This is a genomic window from Enterococcus sp. AZ088, from assembly GCF_051714845.1.
In the GTDB taxonomy this organism is placed as follows: domain Bacteria; phylum Bacillota; class Bacilli; order Lactobacillales; family Enterococcaceae; genus Enterococcus; species Enterococcus faecalis.
In genome coordinates this window covers 1,110,317-1,126,887 of record NZ_JBIOSQ010000001.1, presented here as the reverse complement: position 1 = coordinate 1,126,887, position 16,571 = coordinate 1,110,317, and the positions used below count along the sequence as shown (strand labels likewise).

Sequence of the window (16,571 nt, the reverse complement as noted above, 5' to 3'; positions counted from 1 at the left end):
TTATCCTCTCCTTCCTAAGCGGTTATTTTGTTTCACTTGTTGTCGTTGTAACTCTGTTGCTAAATAAGGCGCCGTAGTAGCTGCGACAACTTTTCCATCTAACGTTGACTCTACTGTCACAAATAATGGTCGATTGTATGCATCATTTTCTAAACGATGGTCAATCGTTGCTGTGAAGTTTCCTCGACCAGCTAAGTCCAAGGCAAAATCATTTAACAGCGGTAAGTCTAAAATAGAAGCCATTGCTCTACTAACGGCTGTTTCGCCTGCATAAATCCCCGTGGCAATCGTGCCGCCGAAATTCAATTTATGCAAATCAGATAAGGGACCTTCTTTTGCTGGTGAAAATGGTAAAAAGTTACGAATTTTACTGACGACCCCATCGATTGCTTCTTTGGCTTTTCCAATTGCGCCTGTAATTCCATCAGCAATCATACCGACAATATTCGCACCGGCATCGGTGAATTTTGAAAACCAACCTTGGATTGCTTGCCAAGCACCTTCAATTACAGAACCAATGGCATTTTTTACCTGATCGGCTGCATTGGTAACCCCATTTTTGATATTTTCAACTAACTGTCCGCCCGAAGCTAACAGTTGACCAAAATAAGAACCAATCTTCGTGATCATTTGTGAGATTAATGTTCCTGCTGCGGACAGCAAGGCACCCAATAGACTGAGTACACCATTAATTAAGGCTTGAATCAGTTGAATCCCAGCACTTAACAACTGTGGCAACGCATTGATTAACGCACCCATTAAAGCGGTAATTAGCGTAATTGCTGCAGTAACCAGTTGCGGTAAAATTGAAATAATCCCTTGGATCAAAGCCATTAGCAATTTGACGCCTGCGCTGATGATTTGTGGCAAGGCACCAATTAAGGCATTTACCAATGTCAAAATTAAGGTAATAGCTGCCGCAACTAAGGTTGGTAAAATCGAAATAATTCCTTGAATTAACGCCATTAACAATTTGACACCTGCGCTGATAATCTGTGGCAAGGCACCTACCAACGCAGTCACTAACGCTAGAATAATCGTCAGCGCTGATTGAATTAACTGAGGTAAAATCGTCATAATCCCAGTGACTAATGCCATCAAAATTTGTAAACCAGCAGTCAAAATCAACGGTAACATCGTAACAAATGCATTGACTAAGGCCGTGATAATTGAAACACCTGCTGTAACTAGCATTGGTAACGCTGTGACAAAAGCTGTCACTAATGTAGTGATGATATTAATCGCTGCAGTTGTAATTGTTGGCAAGGCGGTGACAATCGCATTAACTAAAGTCATTAATAAGCTCAAACCAACTTCTATCAACATTGGTAAGACTGTTGTAATCCCCTGAATCAACGTAGTAATAATTTGTGTTGCCGCTTCAATTAAGACGGGCAAATTGGCAACGATCGCACCAACAATTAACGTAATTAAACTAGATAACGCGGTTACGATGCTTGGAATAGCTTCTGTTATTTTCCCGAGAATACTGGTTAAGACGGTTGTAAAAAGTTGTATAACTTTCGGTAGATTAGCCGCAAGCATTGTTGTAACCGATGTAATCGTGTTACCTAAATTATCAAAGACTTGGGTAATACCACCCGCACTCAAATCACCGGTTTTCATCCAGGCCGTCACGAATGAAACAATCAAGGAAATAATTAGACCAAACGGCCCAGAAATTCCTAATGCAGCCAGTGCAACCTTTGTCAGAACTTTTACCAAAAGACCAACCGCTAAACCAGCTTTGTCAAAGGTGCCACCAAATTGCCCTAATAAGTTACTACCTAATTGCAAACCGCTGGCAAAAACGCCTGCTAGCACACGACCAATTGTTGAAAAAATAGTCGCCATTTTCTCTAAGCCTACTGCAAAAAATTGTTTAAAAACTGCCATTACTTGCTGAAAGGCCGGCTGGATCTGTTGTAGCAGTCCTACCAATTGGCCAAACGCCGCTGAAACAGCTCCTTGAATGGCACTAGCTAAGCTATTGATACTATTTCTAAATGTTTCATTGGTTTTATAGAAATAAATAAACGCTGCTACCGCTGCTAAAACGGCTGCTACAATTAAAATTAATGGTCCTCCACTTAAGGCACTAAAACTAGCACTTAGTTTTGATAAGCCACCACCTAACTTCCCAATGTTTCCTTGTACAAGAGCCAAACCAGCACTAAACTGTTGAAATTTTTGCTGAGCCATCGTTACCATAATCAGCATGGGCCCAATGGCGGCTAAAATACCCATAATGGCAACAATAAAAACTTGGACGGGTTTTGGTAATTTGATAAATAAATTCACCAAAGCTGTAATGCCTTTGACGACTGTGATAACCACTTGAACCAAAATTTCCATTCCTGGAGCCATCACGCTTTGAATCACTTGTGCCGCCGCTTCAAATGATTGATTCATCTGAGTCAATGCCCCTTGCAACTCGCCTTGCAATGAATCAGAAATCCCTCCTGCACTGGCCATAATCAGTCCTTGCATTCCTTGAAATTCGCCACTGACCCCAGCACCGACGCCCATAGCTGTTTTTAAAATGTTCAGCATAGGTAAGGAAACGGCACTAGTCATGGCCGTCCCAAAGCTCAGCATATTATTTTGTGCATTAGTAAAGCCATCAGAGGTTTCTTTCCCCGCTTTTTTAGCTGCTTCACCGGCTTGTTCAGCAGAATCTGTTAACGCTGTGTTCATTTGATCTGCTGCCTTTGCTGTTTCGTCTCCTGTTTTTTTCACTGTTTCTCCAGATTGTTGCATGACGGTTTTAAATGTGTTCATGACCGTGGCTGACTGATTGACACCCGCACTAATTTTCCCTAAATATCCACTTAATAAGGCATACTCACCGCTCATACTTTTTAATGCTTGTTGGACGCCTGCAAGGCTTTTCTTTGCCTCCGATAACGGCGTTTTTTCTTTGTCATTCTCCATCTACTCTCCTCCCTTCTCGATAGCGGCGTAGACGCTCTGCCACAGTGGCAAGTTGCGTTTTTTTCCGCTCATTTAATTTTGTTCGTTGTGGCTGGTTAGCTGCCAGAACTTCAGCAACTCGTTTTTCATAATCATAAAAACTTTTAAAGCTTTCAAAAACGGGTTTTCCTTTTTTGTTTGTCGCTTGCGCTTTAACATTTAAGTAGGCAAGCTCGTGCCTTTTCCGCTCTTCATCTACTTCTGCTAAATTAAAAGCAATCATTCGTAATTCAAATTCAGACATGGTCATCCGATCCACTTCTTCAAATGAGCGACAGCCTAAGTAGCGAAAAGCAGAAAGAGCGATGTCGTGATACACGTCATCGCTCGTTTTAATTAGTTGGTCGCTTGCGCTTCTGCTTTCTTCGCTTCTTTGCTGAACTGATCGATCATTGGTTTTGTAAGAGGTTGCTTTCCCATTTCTTTAAGCAAGTCATCTGAAAGTTTTTTGACATCTTGGGTCATTAACCATGCTTCAATTTCCGACTTACCTATTTTTAATTGCCCACTTTGTAAAGCTTCCATGATGTCAACTAAGATTACTGGATTGTATTGGCGTAAATAAATCATTGCTGAACTGATGCCCATGCCGAATTTGGCAGCGCCATTTTCAATTTGGTAACGTTTATCTAATTCGCGAATCGCGCCAATCGTAAATTTCACTTCAATTGTTTTTCCGTTAATCTCTAAATTCATTTTTTATCCTCCTAAAATTCAACACTTTTTTGATTATGCGCCAGGTTGTGGTGCTTTATCTGGAACGGTATCTTGGAACGCATATTGTGCTTCCACAATAATATCTGCTTCTACTGTTGCAAAGCCATCTTGTGGTTTGCCATTAATAGAGGCTTCTGTTTCGATTTCTACTAATTCTTCTACATTGGCTGGTAAACTCCATGAATTTACATAACCTTGGGCATAAATTGCTGGATATTTACCTTCCGCATTTTTTTCACCTTTTAAATCAACATCCCAAAATTCCATTAAGATGCCATCTTCAACTGCGTCTTTCATGTATAAATTTTCATCATCGCGAGAGGCTAAACCGCTTAACGATAACGTAACTTCTAAACCAGAAACAGCATTCGCAACGCCATCTTTTGTTTGCGTACCGCTCGATTCACGTGAGAATTCCCATTCATGTTCAATTTGAAATAAGGGTTTCATTGCTTTCTTTGTCGCTGCTTCATCCAAGCGACGAACTAATAAAATACGGTCTTTTCCTTGCATAACTTCTCCCATTGATAATTCCTCCTAGTAAAATTGCATGTGTAATGGTAGTACAGCATGCCAAATTGTTTTTTTCATTTGTTTGGTATCTTTTACCATTTGTGCTTTGACTTCTTGATGTTTGATACCCCAATTAAAATGAGCCGTTCGTTTTAAGTTACTAGTTGCCTGCCGTAAAATCGTTCCTTTAATTGTAGAAATTTGTTGTCGTTCAGATAACGCACCATAAACATGCATTATTAATTCAATCTCTCCCAAAATAGCTGATTTAGTTGGCTTAGGTAATTCTTTACTATCACCTAAGTAAACAAATGGCTGATCTGGTAAATCTGTCGGCAGTTCCTCTAGCAACAAAAATCCTGACGTCTGGCAGATTGCAACAAGGGCTTCATATAACTCTTGTTCCGCTTCATTCATTTTTAGCGCCACCTTTCCATTCAAAAAATTCAGGATTGGTTAACAAATTGGCTCTCTTCTAGTCAAAATGAAGGATTTTGAAAGTAGCCGGCATTTTCTGCTCCTTCATAGCTGACACAAGAAAGCAGTCAAAATTATAGAATTCCGTGTCTTCATTTTTTTGGTTGCCTCACGTTTATCTATCTCTTTCGACACTATTAATTTACCATGTTGACACCTGAAAAAATTCCACGCTTTTTCCATGTTTACATCCCTAGTTCATCCGCCACCGCTTCAAAGAAATGATTTCTTAATTTATAGGCTTGGCTTTTACTAATAAATAATTGCTGGGCAAGTCCAATTAATGTTAAAGAGGGCCGTTTTTTCATATATAGTTCTTCAATAATCACGCGCGTTTGTTCATCCGCTTCAGCTAAACAATTTTTGATAATGTCTCGATTTCTCTCTAAGTTCCACAGACGACGATCCATAGCTATCGTAATCGCCATTCGTTCGGTCACTACAGAGTGAAGTCCTTGTCCTCTAATACCAGCATTTAAATCTGCTTCTTGATAAGGGTGCCGTAATTCTTCTTCCCGTTGCCGGATATACTCATCTGTTTTATAAAAGTCTGCTAAAATATCTTTGATATAATTAAATGTTGACGTACGCATTGGTTAATCTCCTTTACTTTTGTTCATTTAAAAGTGTTAATCGATAAATAAAATAACACTCTTTCGACATGTCTAAGCCGTGACGAATCGCTTCATCTGAATAACCGAGCCAAATTAAATAGAGATACTCGCTTTTTGTAAACGATGCGGCCTTGATGGATTGGATGGGTCTTGATTGATCCATCGACCAATTACCGATTGCTTGTCCTAATTCTTGAATTTCCTGCATAATAAGTTTATTTTTTTGACTTGCCCAATCGGGATATTGATTCATTAGTTGTACGAGTCGTTTTCTTTTTTGTGCTTTTTCGCTTTGTTGCTTTGAAATATCTTTAAATACAACGCTTTTCATTTCAAATAAATCTTTTTTACGTTTTGTTAAATTACTCATGTTTACGGCCTTCTCTTTCACCAATTAGATAACCTAACATTAGTGTCATTGTCCAAAAGATAAACCCAATAATAATTGTTAACATATTTATTTCACACTCCTCATTCGTTTGTCTGTTGTGTCTTTATATTGGAAAACATAGCCACTGGCGTGCTTCATTAGACGAGAAATAATGCGTGTTCCATAGGCCTCCACCAGTTGTTTTCCAGAAAAATTAGTAGTAAAAATAGTTGCTTTATTCTGTCTAGCTTCTAAAATTCGGTTTAAGATGTCATTGTTAAAATCCGTACTAACTTTATTTTTAATTCCTAATTCAGCACCTAAATCATCTAAGACCAAAACGTCTGCTTTTTTCATTCTAGTAATATACGCTTGAGCCTTTGCTTGGCTTTTGGCCGATTCATTCATGGACATTTTTAGTTTTTCTAATAACTCAGAGTAGCTGACAAATAAACAATACTTTTGATATGCAGAGCGTTCTAAGACTTCAACTAAAATACTGATAGCCAAATGACTTTTACCGACACCAGGTTTCCCTGAAAAAATAACGTGGATTGGCTTTCCTTCAACAATCGCTGAAACTGTTGCTAAGGCCCGTTCTTTTGCTTGTCTTGTTTCTAATTCAGTGGTTTGGTAATTGGTTAAGCGACATTGCCGTAGCGCATCATCAGCAATTAAGGACCCTTGATGAAAAAATTTTTGTGTACGCGCCATAAAACTCTCTTGAGAACGTTGTTGATTGGCTTGTTGTTCATGTTTTTTTAGCATTTTATACCCACACGACCAACAAGTTGGGGCACAACGTTCTGTGCCATCTTTATTTTTTTGTTGCCAAACATATTGTTCACTGCCACATTCAGGACATCGGTCTTCAACTTTTTCTAACAATTGACTCAATAGTATTTGAAAAGTTTGATCTGTCGCATGCATACTGATTTCCTCCTTTCTTTAAAAACCTAACTCTTGATATTCTTCTGTCATTTGCGGCGCGTGCTCCGACACTTGTTTTTTATCATTTACTAGAACTTCATGTACGGATAAATAATTTTGTTGCTCCCAACTTTTCAAAATAGCATTTACATAGCCGTAATTCCGTTTATTTCGATCGACGGCAATTCCTAAAGCATGCAAGATTAATTGGCATGCTTCCTCTTGGCTAGCCCCTTTTTGTATAAAATCTTGCAACCAATACTTAAAATCTTGGCTTGTTTTTGAGGCCAGTGTACCAAAGCCGTTTTCCTCATAAAAATGATAAATCGTCTTTAAACAATCGTTTTCTGAACTACTACCTTGACTCTGACCTAACTTAGACTGGACTATGCTTTCCTGTGGTAACCGTTGGTAGTCAGCTGGTTGACCACTGACAGACGATTCTGCTTTAAACGTATAAGCTTTGCTATTTTTTTCAACAATCTGATTTTTCTCTTCTTGATACAAGGTTGGTTTGTAACGATCACTGCGAATATAATTATGAATTTTCCAATGTTTGATAACGATCACACCACTTTCAAATACTAGAATAAATTTTTTAACCATTAGCAATTTTAGATCGTCTTCCCCACAACCAACCATTCGCTGCAATTTTTTGGGATTATTGATAAATCCATCATCATCGGCACGCATCGCTAAATGAAAATACAGGGCCTGACTTGATAAGGGCATATCTAAAAACGCATCACTATCAATAATCGTTTTTGCAAACATGCGTCGTTCTGCCAATCCGCTTCTCTCCTTTTGACTAAATTATTGTTACTCTGTTAGTAATTCCATGAGGCCAATCATACCAATCACGATGGCCCCAATTTTTATTGAGACACTGCTTATTAATAAAATAATTGCTAAAAGTAACATATCCGACAACGTTTTTTTATAATTCCGACTCATTTCTTCACCCTTTCCACCAAAATACGGTTTTCCGAACAAAGTGTTCAAAAAAATAGTTCAGTTAACCGAACATTTGAATGGCTCTATCTTAGCATCAAATATTTTCACTGTCAACTCATAAGTTCGGTTTTATGAACTGCTAAATTTAATTGCGATTGTTACTTGCCTTCTCTAAACAGGTATAGTATACTTTGAGGCAATAGGAGGTTCGGAAATATGAACATTTTTGCTATCCGTTTAAAAGAGGCTTTAACAGCCAAGAACATCAAACCTAGTGAATTAGCGAAAAAAACTGGCATCGGTAAATCTTCGATCAGCGATTGGCTAGCTGGTCGTTACGAAGCAAAACAAGACAAAGTTTATCGCATTGCAGATGCATTAGATATTAATGAGGCCTGGTTGATGGGACAAGAGGTTCCCATGGAAAAAAATGCCTCAACTATCGACCGCATTTATAAAAAATTAGAACCCCAACGACAAGCCATCGTTTATCAATTTGCCGAACAACAATTACACGAACAACAAACGCAAGCAGAAATTCTCTCATTCCCTCGCCGTGACGAAATGACACTGGCTGCCCACGCTGGGGATCCAGAAAAGATATTTTCAAAAGAAGAAATCGAGAAAATTCACGATTACTTGGATGAAATTGATGCCAAATATCAACAATCGATTTCTTCTGACAAAAAAGAGGATTAACTTCCCATCTACTCTTTTTATTAAGTAATGGCAGGTGAATGGTAAAGTGAATGATTATGAAAAACTCGTCAGTTCCATTCAAAAGGATGTGACGGTTTTAGAAATTGATTTATACAATCAAACAGGTTGTTATGGGTTGTATCGAAATGGCAAAATTTATATTGAAAAAACATTGAGTACCCGTCAAAAGAAGAATATTTTAGCCGAGGAATACGGGCATTATCAAACATCCGTTGGCACTATTTTAAATCAAAATTGTACAGAAAATCGGAAGCAAGAGTTGAAAGCTCGCAATGTGGCCTTAGAGCAATTAGTTACATTAGACGATTTAATTCGTTGCTCTGAAGCTGGCTTAAGTAACCATTATTCTTGTGCTGAATTTTTGGAAATCGATGTTGAAACATTAAAAAATGTGATTACGTACTATCGACAAAAGTATGGCGCCACTTATCTTTATAAAGGACGGATTTTTGAATTTAGGGATTATTCTGTGATGGTATTAAATACTGGGTTAACTTAAAAAGCATGGAACAAAATCAATAAGGATTTTGTTCCATGCTTAAAAGTATTCTGGAAAATTCAAGAGCGGTTTTTGTACCAATGGTTAATATGTCCGACGCCAAGCATAAGATTTGGGACAAGTATGAGGACGAATATAAATGACGGCCAAAATCCGATGAACTGAATAATATGTTCCCGCATACTATGTAGTACAAAGAAGAAAAGAAAAAAGTACAGGGAACTCTTGCCTGAACCCATTTCTTTTAAATAACGATCTCCATTTTTATAGAAAACAACAATTCTTTTCATCTTTGCACCTCCATGACTATTTTATCAAGAAATCATGAAAAGAAAAAGCACACCATTCGTCTGGTGTGCTTTTTCTTTTTAATTATTCACCTTGATTCAACTTACGAATCAACTCATCAATGTGATTTCCGTATTGGACAGATTCGTCTCTTTCAAAAATCAACTCTGGTGTTTTATACAAGGTTAACCGTTGTCCTAATTCTTTACGAATCAGTCCTTTGGCTTTGTCTAATCCTTGTTGAGCTTTTTGTTGTTCGGAAGCTAAATCAGATAACAAGCTGTAATAAATCGTTGCTTGTTGTAAATCACCGGTCACACGAACATCTGTAATAGTGATGCCTTGGACGCGTGGATCTCTGATGCGTTTGTTCAAGATATCATTCACTTCACGCATGATTTCTTGACCTACACGACGGTCACGATAATTTGCCATAGTGTCTTCCTCCAATTACTAAAATTATTGTTTGATTTCTTCCATAATGAAGCCTTCAATCGCATCATCTACACGTAAATCATTGAAGTTTTCAATCATAGCGCCACATTCAAAACCAAGTTTGACTTCTTTCACGTCATCTTTAAAGCGTTTCAAGCTTGCTAATTTACCTTCATAAATAACAATACCATCACGAATGACACGAACGCCACTATCGCGGCGAATAAAGCCTTCTGTAACATAACAGCCAGCGATTGTGCCAACTTTAGATACTTTGTACAATTCACGAACCGTCATTTGACCCGTAATTTTTTCTTCAAATTCTGGATCTAATAACCCTTTCATCGCTGTTTCGATTTCTTCTAGGGCTTTATAGATAATACGGTGTAAACGAATATCAACTTCTTCTTGTTCTGCTTGTTGTTTTGCTTGTGGTGTTGGGCGAACGTTAAAGCCGATAATAATCGCATTACTAGCTGCAGCTAAAGTTACGTCGCTTTCATTGATGGCCCCAACTGCCGCGTGAACAATTTTCACACGAACGCCTTCTACATCAATTTTTTGTAAACTTGCTGAAACGGCTTCGGCAGATCCTTGTACGTCTGCTTTGACAATGATATTAACTTCTTTTAATTCGCCTTCTTTTAGACTTTCAAATAAGTTATCCAATGTCACACGGCTACTTGCTGAACGTTGTTCAAGCAACGCACGTTTAGCCCGTTCTTCCCCTGCTTGACGTGCTGTTTTTTCATCTTCAAAGACCACAAAACGATCACCCGCTTGAGGAACATCATTTAATCCGGTAATTTCCACAGGAGTTGCTGGTCCTGCTTCTTTATCACGGCGGCCCATGTCATTGGTCATCACACGAACACGTCCGTAAGTATTACCAACAACGATTGGATCACCAACATGTAAAGTTCCTTGTTGAACGAGTAATGTCGCAACCGGACCTTTACCTTTATCTAAGCGCGCTTCAATCACTGTTCCAATTGCTTTTTGCGTTGGATCAGCTTTTAAGTCTTCTACTTCAGCAATCAATAAAATATTTTCCAATAGCTCATCAATGTTTTGATTGAATTTCGCTGAAATATTGACGAAAATCGTATCTCCACCCCATTCTTCAGGAATTAATTCATGTTCACTTAATTCTTGTTTCACATGATCAGGGTTCGCACCAGGCTTATCAATTTTGTTAACTGCTACAATAATCGGCACTTTTGCCGCTTTGGCATGGTTAATCGCCTCGATTGTTTGTGGCATTACTCCATCGTCCGCTGCAACAACTAAGATGGTAATATCAGTGATGCTGGCACCACGCGCGCGCATACTAGTAAAGGCCGCATGTCCTGGTGTATCTAAGAACGTAATTGGTTTGCCATCAATATCTAACTGATAGGCACCAATATGCTGCGTGATACCGCCTGCTTCACCTGAAGTCACACGAGAATGGCGCAATGTATCTAATAATGTTGTTTTCCCGTGGTCTACGTGTCCCATGATTGTGACAACAGGGGGACGTGTAGTTAAGTTTTCTTCAACAACTGCTTCTGGTTCGAAGAATTTATCAATGTCCGCAATATCAACTTGGACTTTTTCTTGCGGTTCCATGCCATAGTCCACAGCTAATAATTCAATTGTATCTTTATCTAGGGCTTGGTTTTGGTTAACCATGACACCCATCATAAATAATTTTTTGATGATTTCCGCTGGTTCGCGGTGGATTTTTTTCGCAATATCCGCCACGTTCATACCTTCTGTATATTCTAAAACATCTGGTAATTCACGGAATTTACGTGCTGGTACTGCTGGCTTCGCTGATTCTTGTTGATGTTTGCCTTTTTTCCCTTTTTTATTGAAACGATTGCGGTTTTGGTTATTAAAGTTATTCCGGTTATTACGATTTTGACCGCCACCAAAATTGTTGTTACGGTTTTGGCCGCCACGGTTTTGGTTGTTCCCGCCATTGTTATTTTGGCTGGTCCGATTTTGATTCGTTGTAGAACCGTTATTGTTTTGGGTATTGCGGTTTTGATTGTTTGTATTTGTTTGATTGCTACGGTTCTGTGTGTTGCTTTGGCCGTGACGATTTTGGTTGTTGTTATTTCTTTGTTGTCCATTCGTTGATTGATTGTTTGGACGATTTTGGTTATTTCTTTGTTCACCAGGTTTATTGTTCATTGGTTTCTTATTGGCTGGTTTATTTTGTGTTGTTTGTGGCTTTTGGTTGTTTGTTGCTTTTGATTGAGTATTTACGGTACTTCCTCCTCCGAATGCTTGACGAAGCTTTGTTTCTTGCTCGGAACTAATTGCGCCCATATGGTTTTTAACATCCATACCTAATTGATGCGCTTTATCGACAACGTCTTTGCTTGCTTTATTCATTTCTTTTGCTAGTTCATAAATTCTTTTTTTTCCCATGCAATCACCTTCCTAACCTTTTAGTAATTCCTTGATTTTGGTGGCAAATCCTGCATCAGTTACTCCGATAACCATTCGTGGTCGCCCAATCGCTTGGCTGAGCTCGAATTGACTGAACAGTTCGCTAACAGGAACATTATAATAAGAACTTTTGTCCTTGATTTTCTTTCTAGTATTCTCACTGGCATCTTGCGCAACAAACACAAATTTTGCTTTGTTTGCACGAATATCTTTAAGGGTTAATTCCTCGCCTGTGACTAATTTACCGGCGCGCATTGCTAAACCTAAAAGGTTCAAAATTTTGGTTTTATTTTCCATCGCCAAACAACTCTTTGCGGGCTTTTTGATGTGTTACATAATCCAATAGTTCTTGATAAAATTCATCACTTAATTTTGTTTCTAAGACACGATCAAGAATTTTTTTATCCCAAGCTTTTTGGACTTCCGCAGGATCCAAATCAACGTAAGCGCCACGTCCAGGTAATTTACCAGTTGGATCTAAGGCCACTTCACCTTCTTTGGAGCGAGTAATTCTGACTAATTCTTTTTTCGGTTTCATTTCGCCTGAAACAACCGATTTACGCATTGGAATTTTTCTCTTTTTCATTTTTTCACCCTCCAAAAACGTTATTCTTGTTCAGGTAATTCTTCTGTAATTTCTGCTTCAACAACTGCTTCTTCAGCAGCCAAGTTTTCGTAATCATCTGCCGTCATATCTGAATGGATAATTGCTTCATCCATTTCTTCTGCAACTTCGGCAACTTCTTGATTGGCTTGTTGTTCATAAAATTCAGCCATATCAGATTCTGATTTGATATCAATTTTATGGCCCGTTAATTTAGCAGCTAAGCGCGCATTTTGACCACGTTTACCAATTGCTAATGACAATTGATAATCAGGTACAACAACTGTACATGCTTTGCTATTTTCTGGATCAAAAATAACATCTAATACTTGAGCTGGATTCAAGGCATTACTAATATAAATAGCTGGATCTTCGTTCCATTCCACAATATCCATATTTTCGCCTTTTAATTCATTCACAATCGCTTGGACACGTTGGCCTTTTGGACCAACACAGGTACCCACTGGGTCAATATTAGGATCTGTTGAACGAACGGCTACTTTTGAACGATCGCCAGCTTCACGAGCGACGCTTACGATTTCAACAATTCCATCATAAACTTCTGGAATTTCTTGTTCAAAAAGACGTTTTAGTAAATCTGGATGACTACGGCTTACAAAAACTTGTGGGCCTTTTGATGTGTTTTCAACACGTGATACGTAAACTTTAATCCGATCATGCGGTTGGTAAAATTCATTTGGCATTTGATCTTGTTTTGATAAGACTGCTTCGATTTTGCCTAAGTTTACATAAATATAACGACGATCTTGACGTTCAACAATTCCTTGCATGATGTCATTTTCGTATTCGCTAAATTCATTATAAATAATTGTTCTTTCTGCTTCACGGACACGTTGTAAAATTACTTGCTTTGCTGTTTGGGCAGCAATGCGGCCAAAGTCTTTTGGCGTAACCTCAAAACGAATTTTGTCGCCGATTTCATATGCCCCATTTAATGCAACGGCATCTTTTAATGAAACTTCCAGTTGTGAATCAAATACTTCTTCTGTTACTTCTTTGACAGCATATACGTGAATATTGCCTTTTTTTGGTTCAAATTCAACTTCGACGTTGCTTGCTTGTCCATAATGTCTTTTATATGCAGAAACTAAAGCTGCTTGTAACGCTTCAATCACCGTATCTTTAGGAATCCCTTTTTCAGCTTCTAATACGTCTAATGCATTTAACATTTCTTTGCTCATTGTTTTTCTTTTCCTCCTATGGATTCGTTAAAGCTGAACGAGTGGTTCTTCTTCCAAGGGAAAAACTTCTCGTTAAAACTTGTCACAGGCCTAGCTAAAAGTAAAACTTTTAGTGGACCCTTTTTTACCTTCGAGTCTGTTGATTAAAATTGAATGGCTAAACGAGCTTTTGCGATATTTTTACGTTCAAAAGTCATTTCCTTCACTCTGGTTTTAATTTTTACACTTAATGTTAATTGTTCTGAATCAAGATGGACTAAGGTACCTTCAATCTGTTTTTCTCCATCAACTGCTTGATAAAGAGAAATATGAATGTACTTGCCTACCGCTTGTTCATAATCGCTTTCTTTCTTTAACGGACGTTCTGCTCCCGGAGAAGAAACTTCCAGAAAGTACGCTTGCGGAATTGGATCTGGATCCATTGCATCTAGTTTTTCACTTAATTTTTCGCTGACAAAGGCACATTCCTCAATATCAATGCCACCTTCTTTATCGATAAATACTCGTAAAAACCAATTTTTTCCTTCCTTAACAAACTCTACTTCCACAAGTTCAAAATTTTGTTCTTCTAAGATTGGTGTGACTAACTTTGTTACAGTTTCCACAGCACTACTCAAAATTTTCGCCTCCTTCGAGATTGATGTAACGAACCGTGTCCTGATGACTTTTCCATCAAAAAGAGTGAGCAGAAATCCGCTCACTCCCAACTAGTATCATTACGCTAAAGATAGTATAGCACAGAACCATTCCAAACTCAAATGAACAAGCTAAATCTCTCGAAATTTGCACATTTTGTCTCGATTACTGAAACTATCTAAGCGATTATTTTTTCGTTTTAAAATAGATAAATACTCCTTGAATCAAAAGAAGGCTACCTAAGAAAAGAAACGCGTTTTCTTTTGTTTCTCCTGTTTTTGGCAATTCTTTATTACGAATCGCCTGTTTTTCAATGGTTATTGAAGTAGTTTCTGTGGTTGAATTCGTGGTAGTATCTGTTGTCCCACTCGTTGGTGGTGTGGTACCCTCTATAGGTTTTTCTGGCGTATAGTGATTAGTAAATACTTGACCTCCATCATACTGAGTAGTCGCCACAAGATTTCCTAAAAGCGCCTCGACGGTTACTTGAACTTGAAGGTTGTGCGTATCGTAGGAAACACCTGCCTGTTGCGTGTTTACTTCCCGAATGGTGTATTGATAGTTTCCAGGAGTTTCAAAGGTTAATGGTGAAAATTGAATTTTCCCTAAAGTATCGTTACTAACCGTTTCTAGTACTGTGCCTTTCTCATCTAACAATTCAAATTGAAATTCAGCATCCTTCAGTGGTTTTCCTAAAAGAACTTTTCCAGCTAAAAATGAAGCAGCGACTGGTTGATATGAAATCTTATGATTCACAACAGTTTTCAGTGCAACTAAGTTTTTACCAAAGTCTTCAGGCGTTATTGGAATCTTGTTTTGCGAAAGTTGGTAACCGGTAGGTGCTTTGGTTTCTTCTAAAGTATAGTTATCTTTTAACAAGCCTTTAACAATCGCTGTTCCGTTTTGATCTGTTGTGATTTTGGCCACTGTTTGATTGGTTGAGTTACGAATGAGTTCAAACTCTGCACCTGCTAAACGCTGGCCTGCTTCATCTTCTTTATGAATTTCAACAACATATTGTTCACCATTGGCTTCTCCACCACCCGTTTGTGAGACACGACTCACTTCGACTTCTTCCACCACCGTTTGATTTTCTGTTAATTTTGCATAATTTGTGAAGGTTTCACCTTTTTCGGGAAGATGATCGATTTTGGTTTTATAGGTGATACGATATTCGTTAGTCCCAATATTGCCAAAATGCACCGAAAAATTACGGTCATCAGGACCATACTGGACAGCCAACTGACCAGTTATATCTTCCTCTGGCGTGAACTGCCAAATAGCGTTTCCATCCAGTTTCCATTGTCCTCGTTCAATTTTCATAGTGTCTTTGATATAACTTAAACTTGCTGTTTTTAGCACATCTTCCACTTCTAAATCAGTATACGTTTGCCCTGTTGGATTAATCCGTAGTACATTGTAAATTTCGGTTGGATCGTCTTCGATAAACCACGAATACTTGCTAAATTTTTCGTTAACATCATCGCCTTCACCTTGGTAATCAAGATCGCCAGCAAATATTTTTTCCCCTTCAACCGTGACGTAAATAGGAATCTTGGATTCATTTTCGACATTTTCGAAATCAATCAAACTTGTAAAATATAAAGACCCACTAATATTGGCATGGTTTTCTACGTAATCTGTATACGTTAACGTGACCGTTTTATTTGCTACATCGGTCTGTGCAATTGCAACCACAGCACCTGTATCATCTACTACATTAAAGGTCATATTTTTCTCGAGACGTAGCTCTTCGGGTAAAGTAATCACACTCGTATCCCCACTATTAACGGTATTATCCGGTAAGTTGAACTCAATTCGGAGGTAGATGTCTGTATATTGATTAATGGTCCCAAGTGGGTTTCCCTCTTTGTCCGTTAGCTGAATCGCTGTCACAATGTTGCCTACCTGCTTACGCGGCACTACATTTGGCGTAGCAGAAGTTTGATTGGTTTCACTGGTACTAGTTGGTTCCGTTTGCGCATATCCTGTTTCAAGTTTCAGAAAAGGCGTTATCAGCGTCGACAAAAGAATGAAAAACATTCCCCAATAGACAAAACTTCTTTTTTTCATTTTTATTCAATCCTTCCTATCTAAAATAATTGGTTAGGTTTATACTATCAAGGATTAACTAGGTACAAGTGTTTTTATTTTTCCCAACAATAAAAAACAAAAAACACCGAACCAAAATAATTTT

General features: G+C 38.3%; 19 protein-coding genes. 2 read left to right on the top strand and 17 right to left on the bottom strand.

All coding sequences use genetic code 11. The features are described from left to right. From IGL17_RS05640 to IGL17_RS05595, 10 genes are all read right to left on the bottom strand, one after another. Positions 1 to 2,934 (bottom strand): phage tail protein, encoded by a 2,934-nt coding sequence (locus tag IGL17_RS05640; RefSeq protein WP_016617900.1) that lies wholly within the window; start codon positions 2,932 to 2,934, stop codon positions 1 to 3. Further along, positions 2,924 to 3,292, bottom strand: coding sequence for a hypothetical protein (locus IGL17_RS05635; protein WP_002361692.1), 369 nt, complete (start codon positions 3,290 to 3,292; stop codon positions 2,924 to 2,926). Before IGL17_RS05635 ends, IGL17_RS05640 begins: the two co-directional genes overlap by 11 nt. 17 nt (positions 3,293 to 3,309) lie before the next feature. Beyond that, positions 3,310 to 3,669, bottom strand: a complete 360-nt coding sequence (locus IGL17_RS05630) for a tail assembly chaperone (protein ID WP_002357848.1) — start codon at positions 3,667 to 3,669, stop codon at positions 3,310 to 3,312. 33 nt (positions 3,670 to 3,702) lie between these two features. Then, entirely contained in the window at positions 3,703 to 4,215 is a 513-nt protein-coding gene (locus IGL17_RS05625) for a phage major tail protein, TP901-1 family (protein ID WP_438839739.1), read from the bottom strand. Positions 4,216 to 4,227: 12 nt separating this feature from the next. Beyond that, a complete protein-coding gene (locus IGL17_RS05620) occupies positions 4,228 to 4,644 on the bottom strand; it encodes a hypothetical protein (RefSeq protein WP_002382237.1) in 417 nt (138 codons plus the stop codon). A gap of 221 nt (positions 4,645 to 4,865) precedes the next feature. Next, a complete protein-coding gene (locus tag IGL17_RS05615; protein WP_002360491.1) occupies positions 4,866 to 5,273 on the bottom strand; it encodes a RinA family phage transcriptional activator in 408 nt (135 codons plus the stop codon). Between the two features lie 13 nt (positions 5,274 to 5,286). Beyond that, on the bottom strand, positions 5,287 to 5,685 hold the full coding sequence (locus IGL17_RS05610; RefSeq protein ID WP_016617899.1) for a hypothetical protein: 399 nt from the start codon (positions 5,683 to 5,685) through the stop codon (positions 5,287 to 5,289). A gap of 66 nt (positions 5,686 to 5,751) precedes the next feature. Beyond that, a complete protein-coding gene (locus IGL17_RS05605; protein ID WP_016617898.1) occupies positions 5,752 to 6,594 on the bottom strand; it encodes an ATP-binding protein in 843 nt (280 codons plus the stop codon). An 18-nt stretch (positions 6,595 to 6,612) separates the two neighbouring features. Then, entirely contained in the window at positions 6,613 to 7,368 is a 756-nt protein-coding gene (locus IGL17_RS05600; protein ID WP_016617897.1) for a DnaD domain protein, read from the bottom strand. Between the two features lie 45 nt (positions 7,369 to 7,413). After that, the gene (locus IGL17_RS05595; protein ID WP_002379367.1) at positions 7,414 to 7,596 is read right to left on the bottom strand and encodes a hypothetical protein; all 183 of its coding nucleotides are present in this window, start codon (positions 7,594 to 7,596) and stop codon (positions 7,414 to 7,416) included. A 168-nt stretch (positions 7,597 to 7,764) separates the two neighbouring features. Here IGL17_RS05595 and IGL17_RS05590 point away from each other — a divergent pair, with 168 nt between their 5' ends. Together IGL17_RS05590 and IGL17_RS05585 are read left to right on the top strand one after the other, a co-directional pair. Further along, a complete protein-coding gene (locus IGL17_RS05590; RefSeq protein ID WP_002357856.1) occupies positions 7,765 to 8,247 on the top strand; it encodes a helix-turn-helix domain-containing protein in 483 nt (160 codons plus the stop codon). 34 nt (positions 8,248 to 8,281) lie between these two features. Next, positions 8,282 to 8,767: a toxin gene (locus tag IGL17_RS05585; protein WP_002382232.1), complete on the top strand. Its 486-nt coding sequence runs from the start codon at positions 8,282 to 8,284 to the stop codon at positions 8,765 to 8,767. 372 nt (positions 8,768 to 9,139) lie between these two features. On the opposite strand, the gene rbfA is transcribed toward IGL17_RS05585, so the two are convergent. From rbfA to IGL17_RS05550, 7 genes are all read right to left on the bottom strand, one after another. After that, on the bottom strand, positions 9,140 to 9,490 hold the full coding sequence (gene rbfA / locus IGL17_RS05580; protein WP_002360497.1) for a 30S ribosome-binding factor RbfA: 351 nt from the start codon (positions 9,488 to 9,490) through the stop codon (positions 9,140 to 9,142). 24 nt (positions 9,491 to 9,514) lie between these two features. Further along, positions 9,515 to 11,911, bottom strand: coding sequence for a translation initiation factor IF-2 (gene infB, locus IGL17_RS05575; RefSeq protein ID WP_016617896.1), 2,397 nt, complete (start codon positions 11,909 to 11,911; stop codon positions 9,515 to 9,517). A 12-nt stretch (positions 11,912 to 11,923) separates the two neighbouring features. After that, positions 11,924 to 12,229: a YlxQ-related RNA-binding protein gene (locus tag IGL17_RS05570; protein WP_002357860.1), complete on the bottom strand. Its 306-nt coding sequence runs from the start codon at positions 12,227 to 12,229 to the stop codon at positions 11,924 to 11,926. Beyond that, positions 12,219 to 12,518 carry an RNase P modulator RnpM gene (rnpM, locus tag IGL17_RS05565; RefSeq protein ID WP_002363794.1) on the bottom strand — a complete coding sequence of 100 codons (300 nt, stop codon included), beginning with the start codon at positions 12,516 to 12,518 and terminating at the stop codon, positions 12,219 to 12,221. The genes IGL17_RS05570 and rnpM overlap by 11 nt, the downstream gene beginning before the upstream one ends. A 20-nt stretch (positions 12,519 to 12,538) precedes the next feature. Beyond that, positions 12,539 to 13,738, bottom strand: a complete 1,200-nt coding sequence (gene nusA, locus IGL17_RS05560) for a transcription termination factor NusA (protein WP_002357862.1) — start codon at positions 13,736 to 13,738, stop codon at positions 12,539 to 12,541. 143 nt (positions 13,739 to 13,881) lie between these two features. Beyond that, a complete protein-coding gene (gene rimP / locus IGL17_RS05555) occupies positions 13,882 to 14,355 on the bottom strand; it encodes a ribosome maturation factor RimP (RefSeq protein WP_002357863.1) in 474 nt (157 codons plus the stop codon). Positions 14,356 to 14,560: 205 nt separating this feature from the next. Further along, positions 14,561 to 16,447 carry an Ig-like domain-containing protein gene (locus IGL17_RS05550; RefSeq protein ID WP_016617895.1) on the bottom strand — a complete coding sequence of 629 codons (1,887 nt, stop codon included), beginning with the start codon at positions 16,445 to 16,447 and terminating at the stop codon, positions 14,561 to 14,563. Positions 16,448 to 16,571 lie beyond the last annotated feature (124 nt).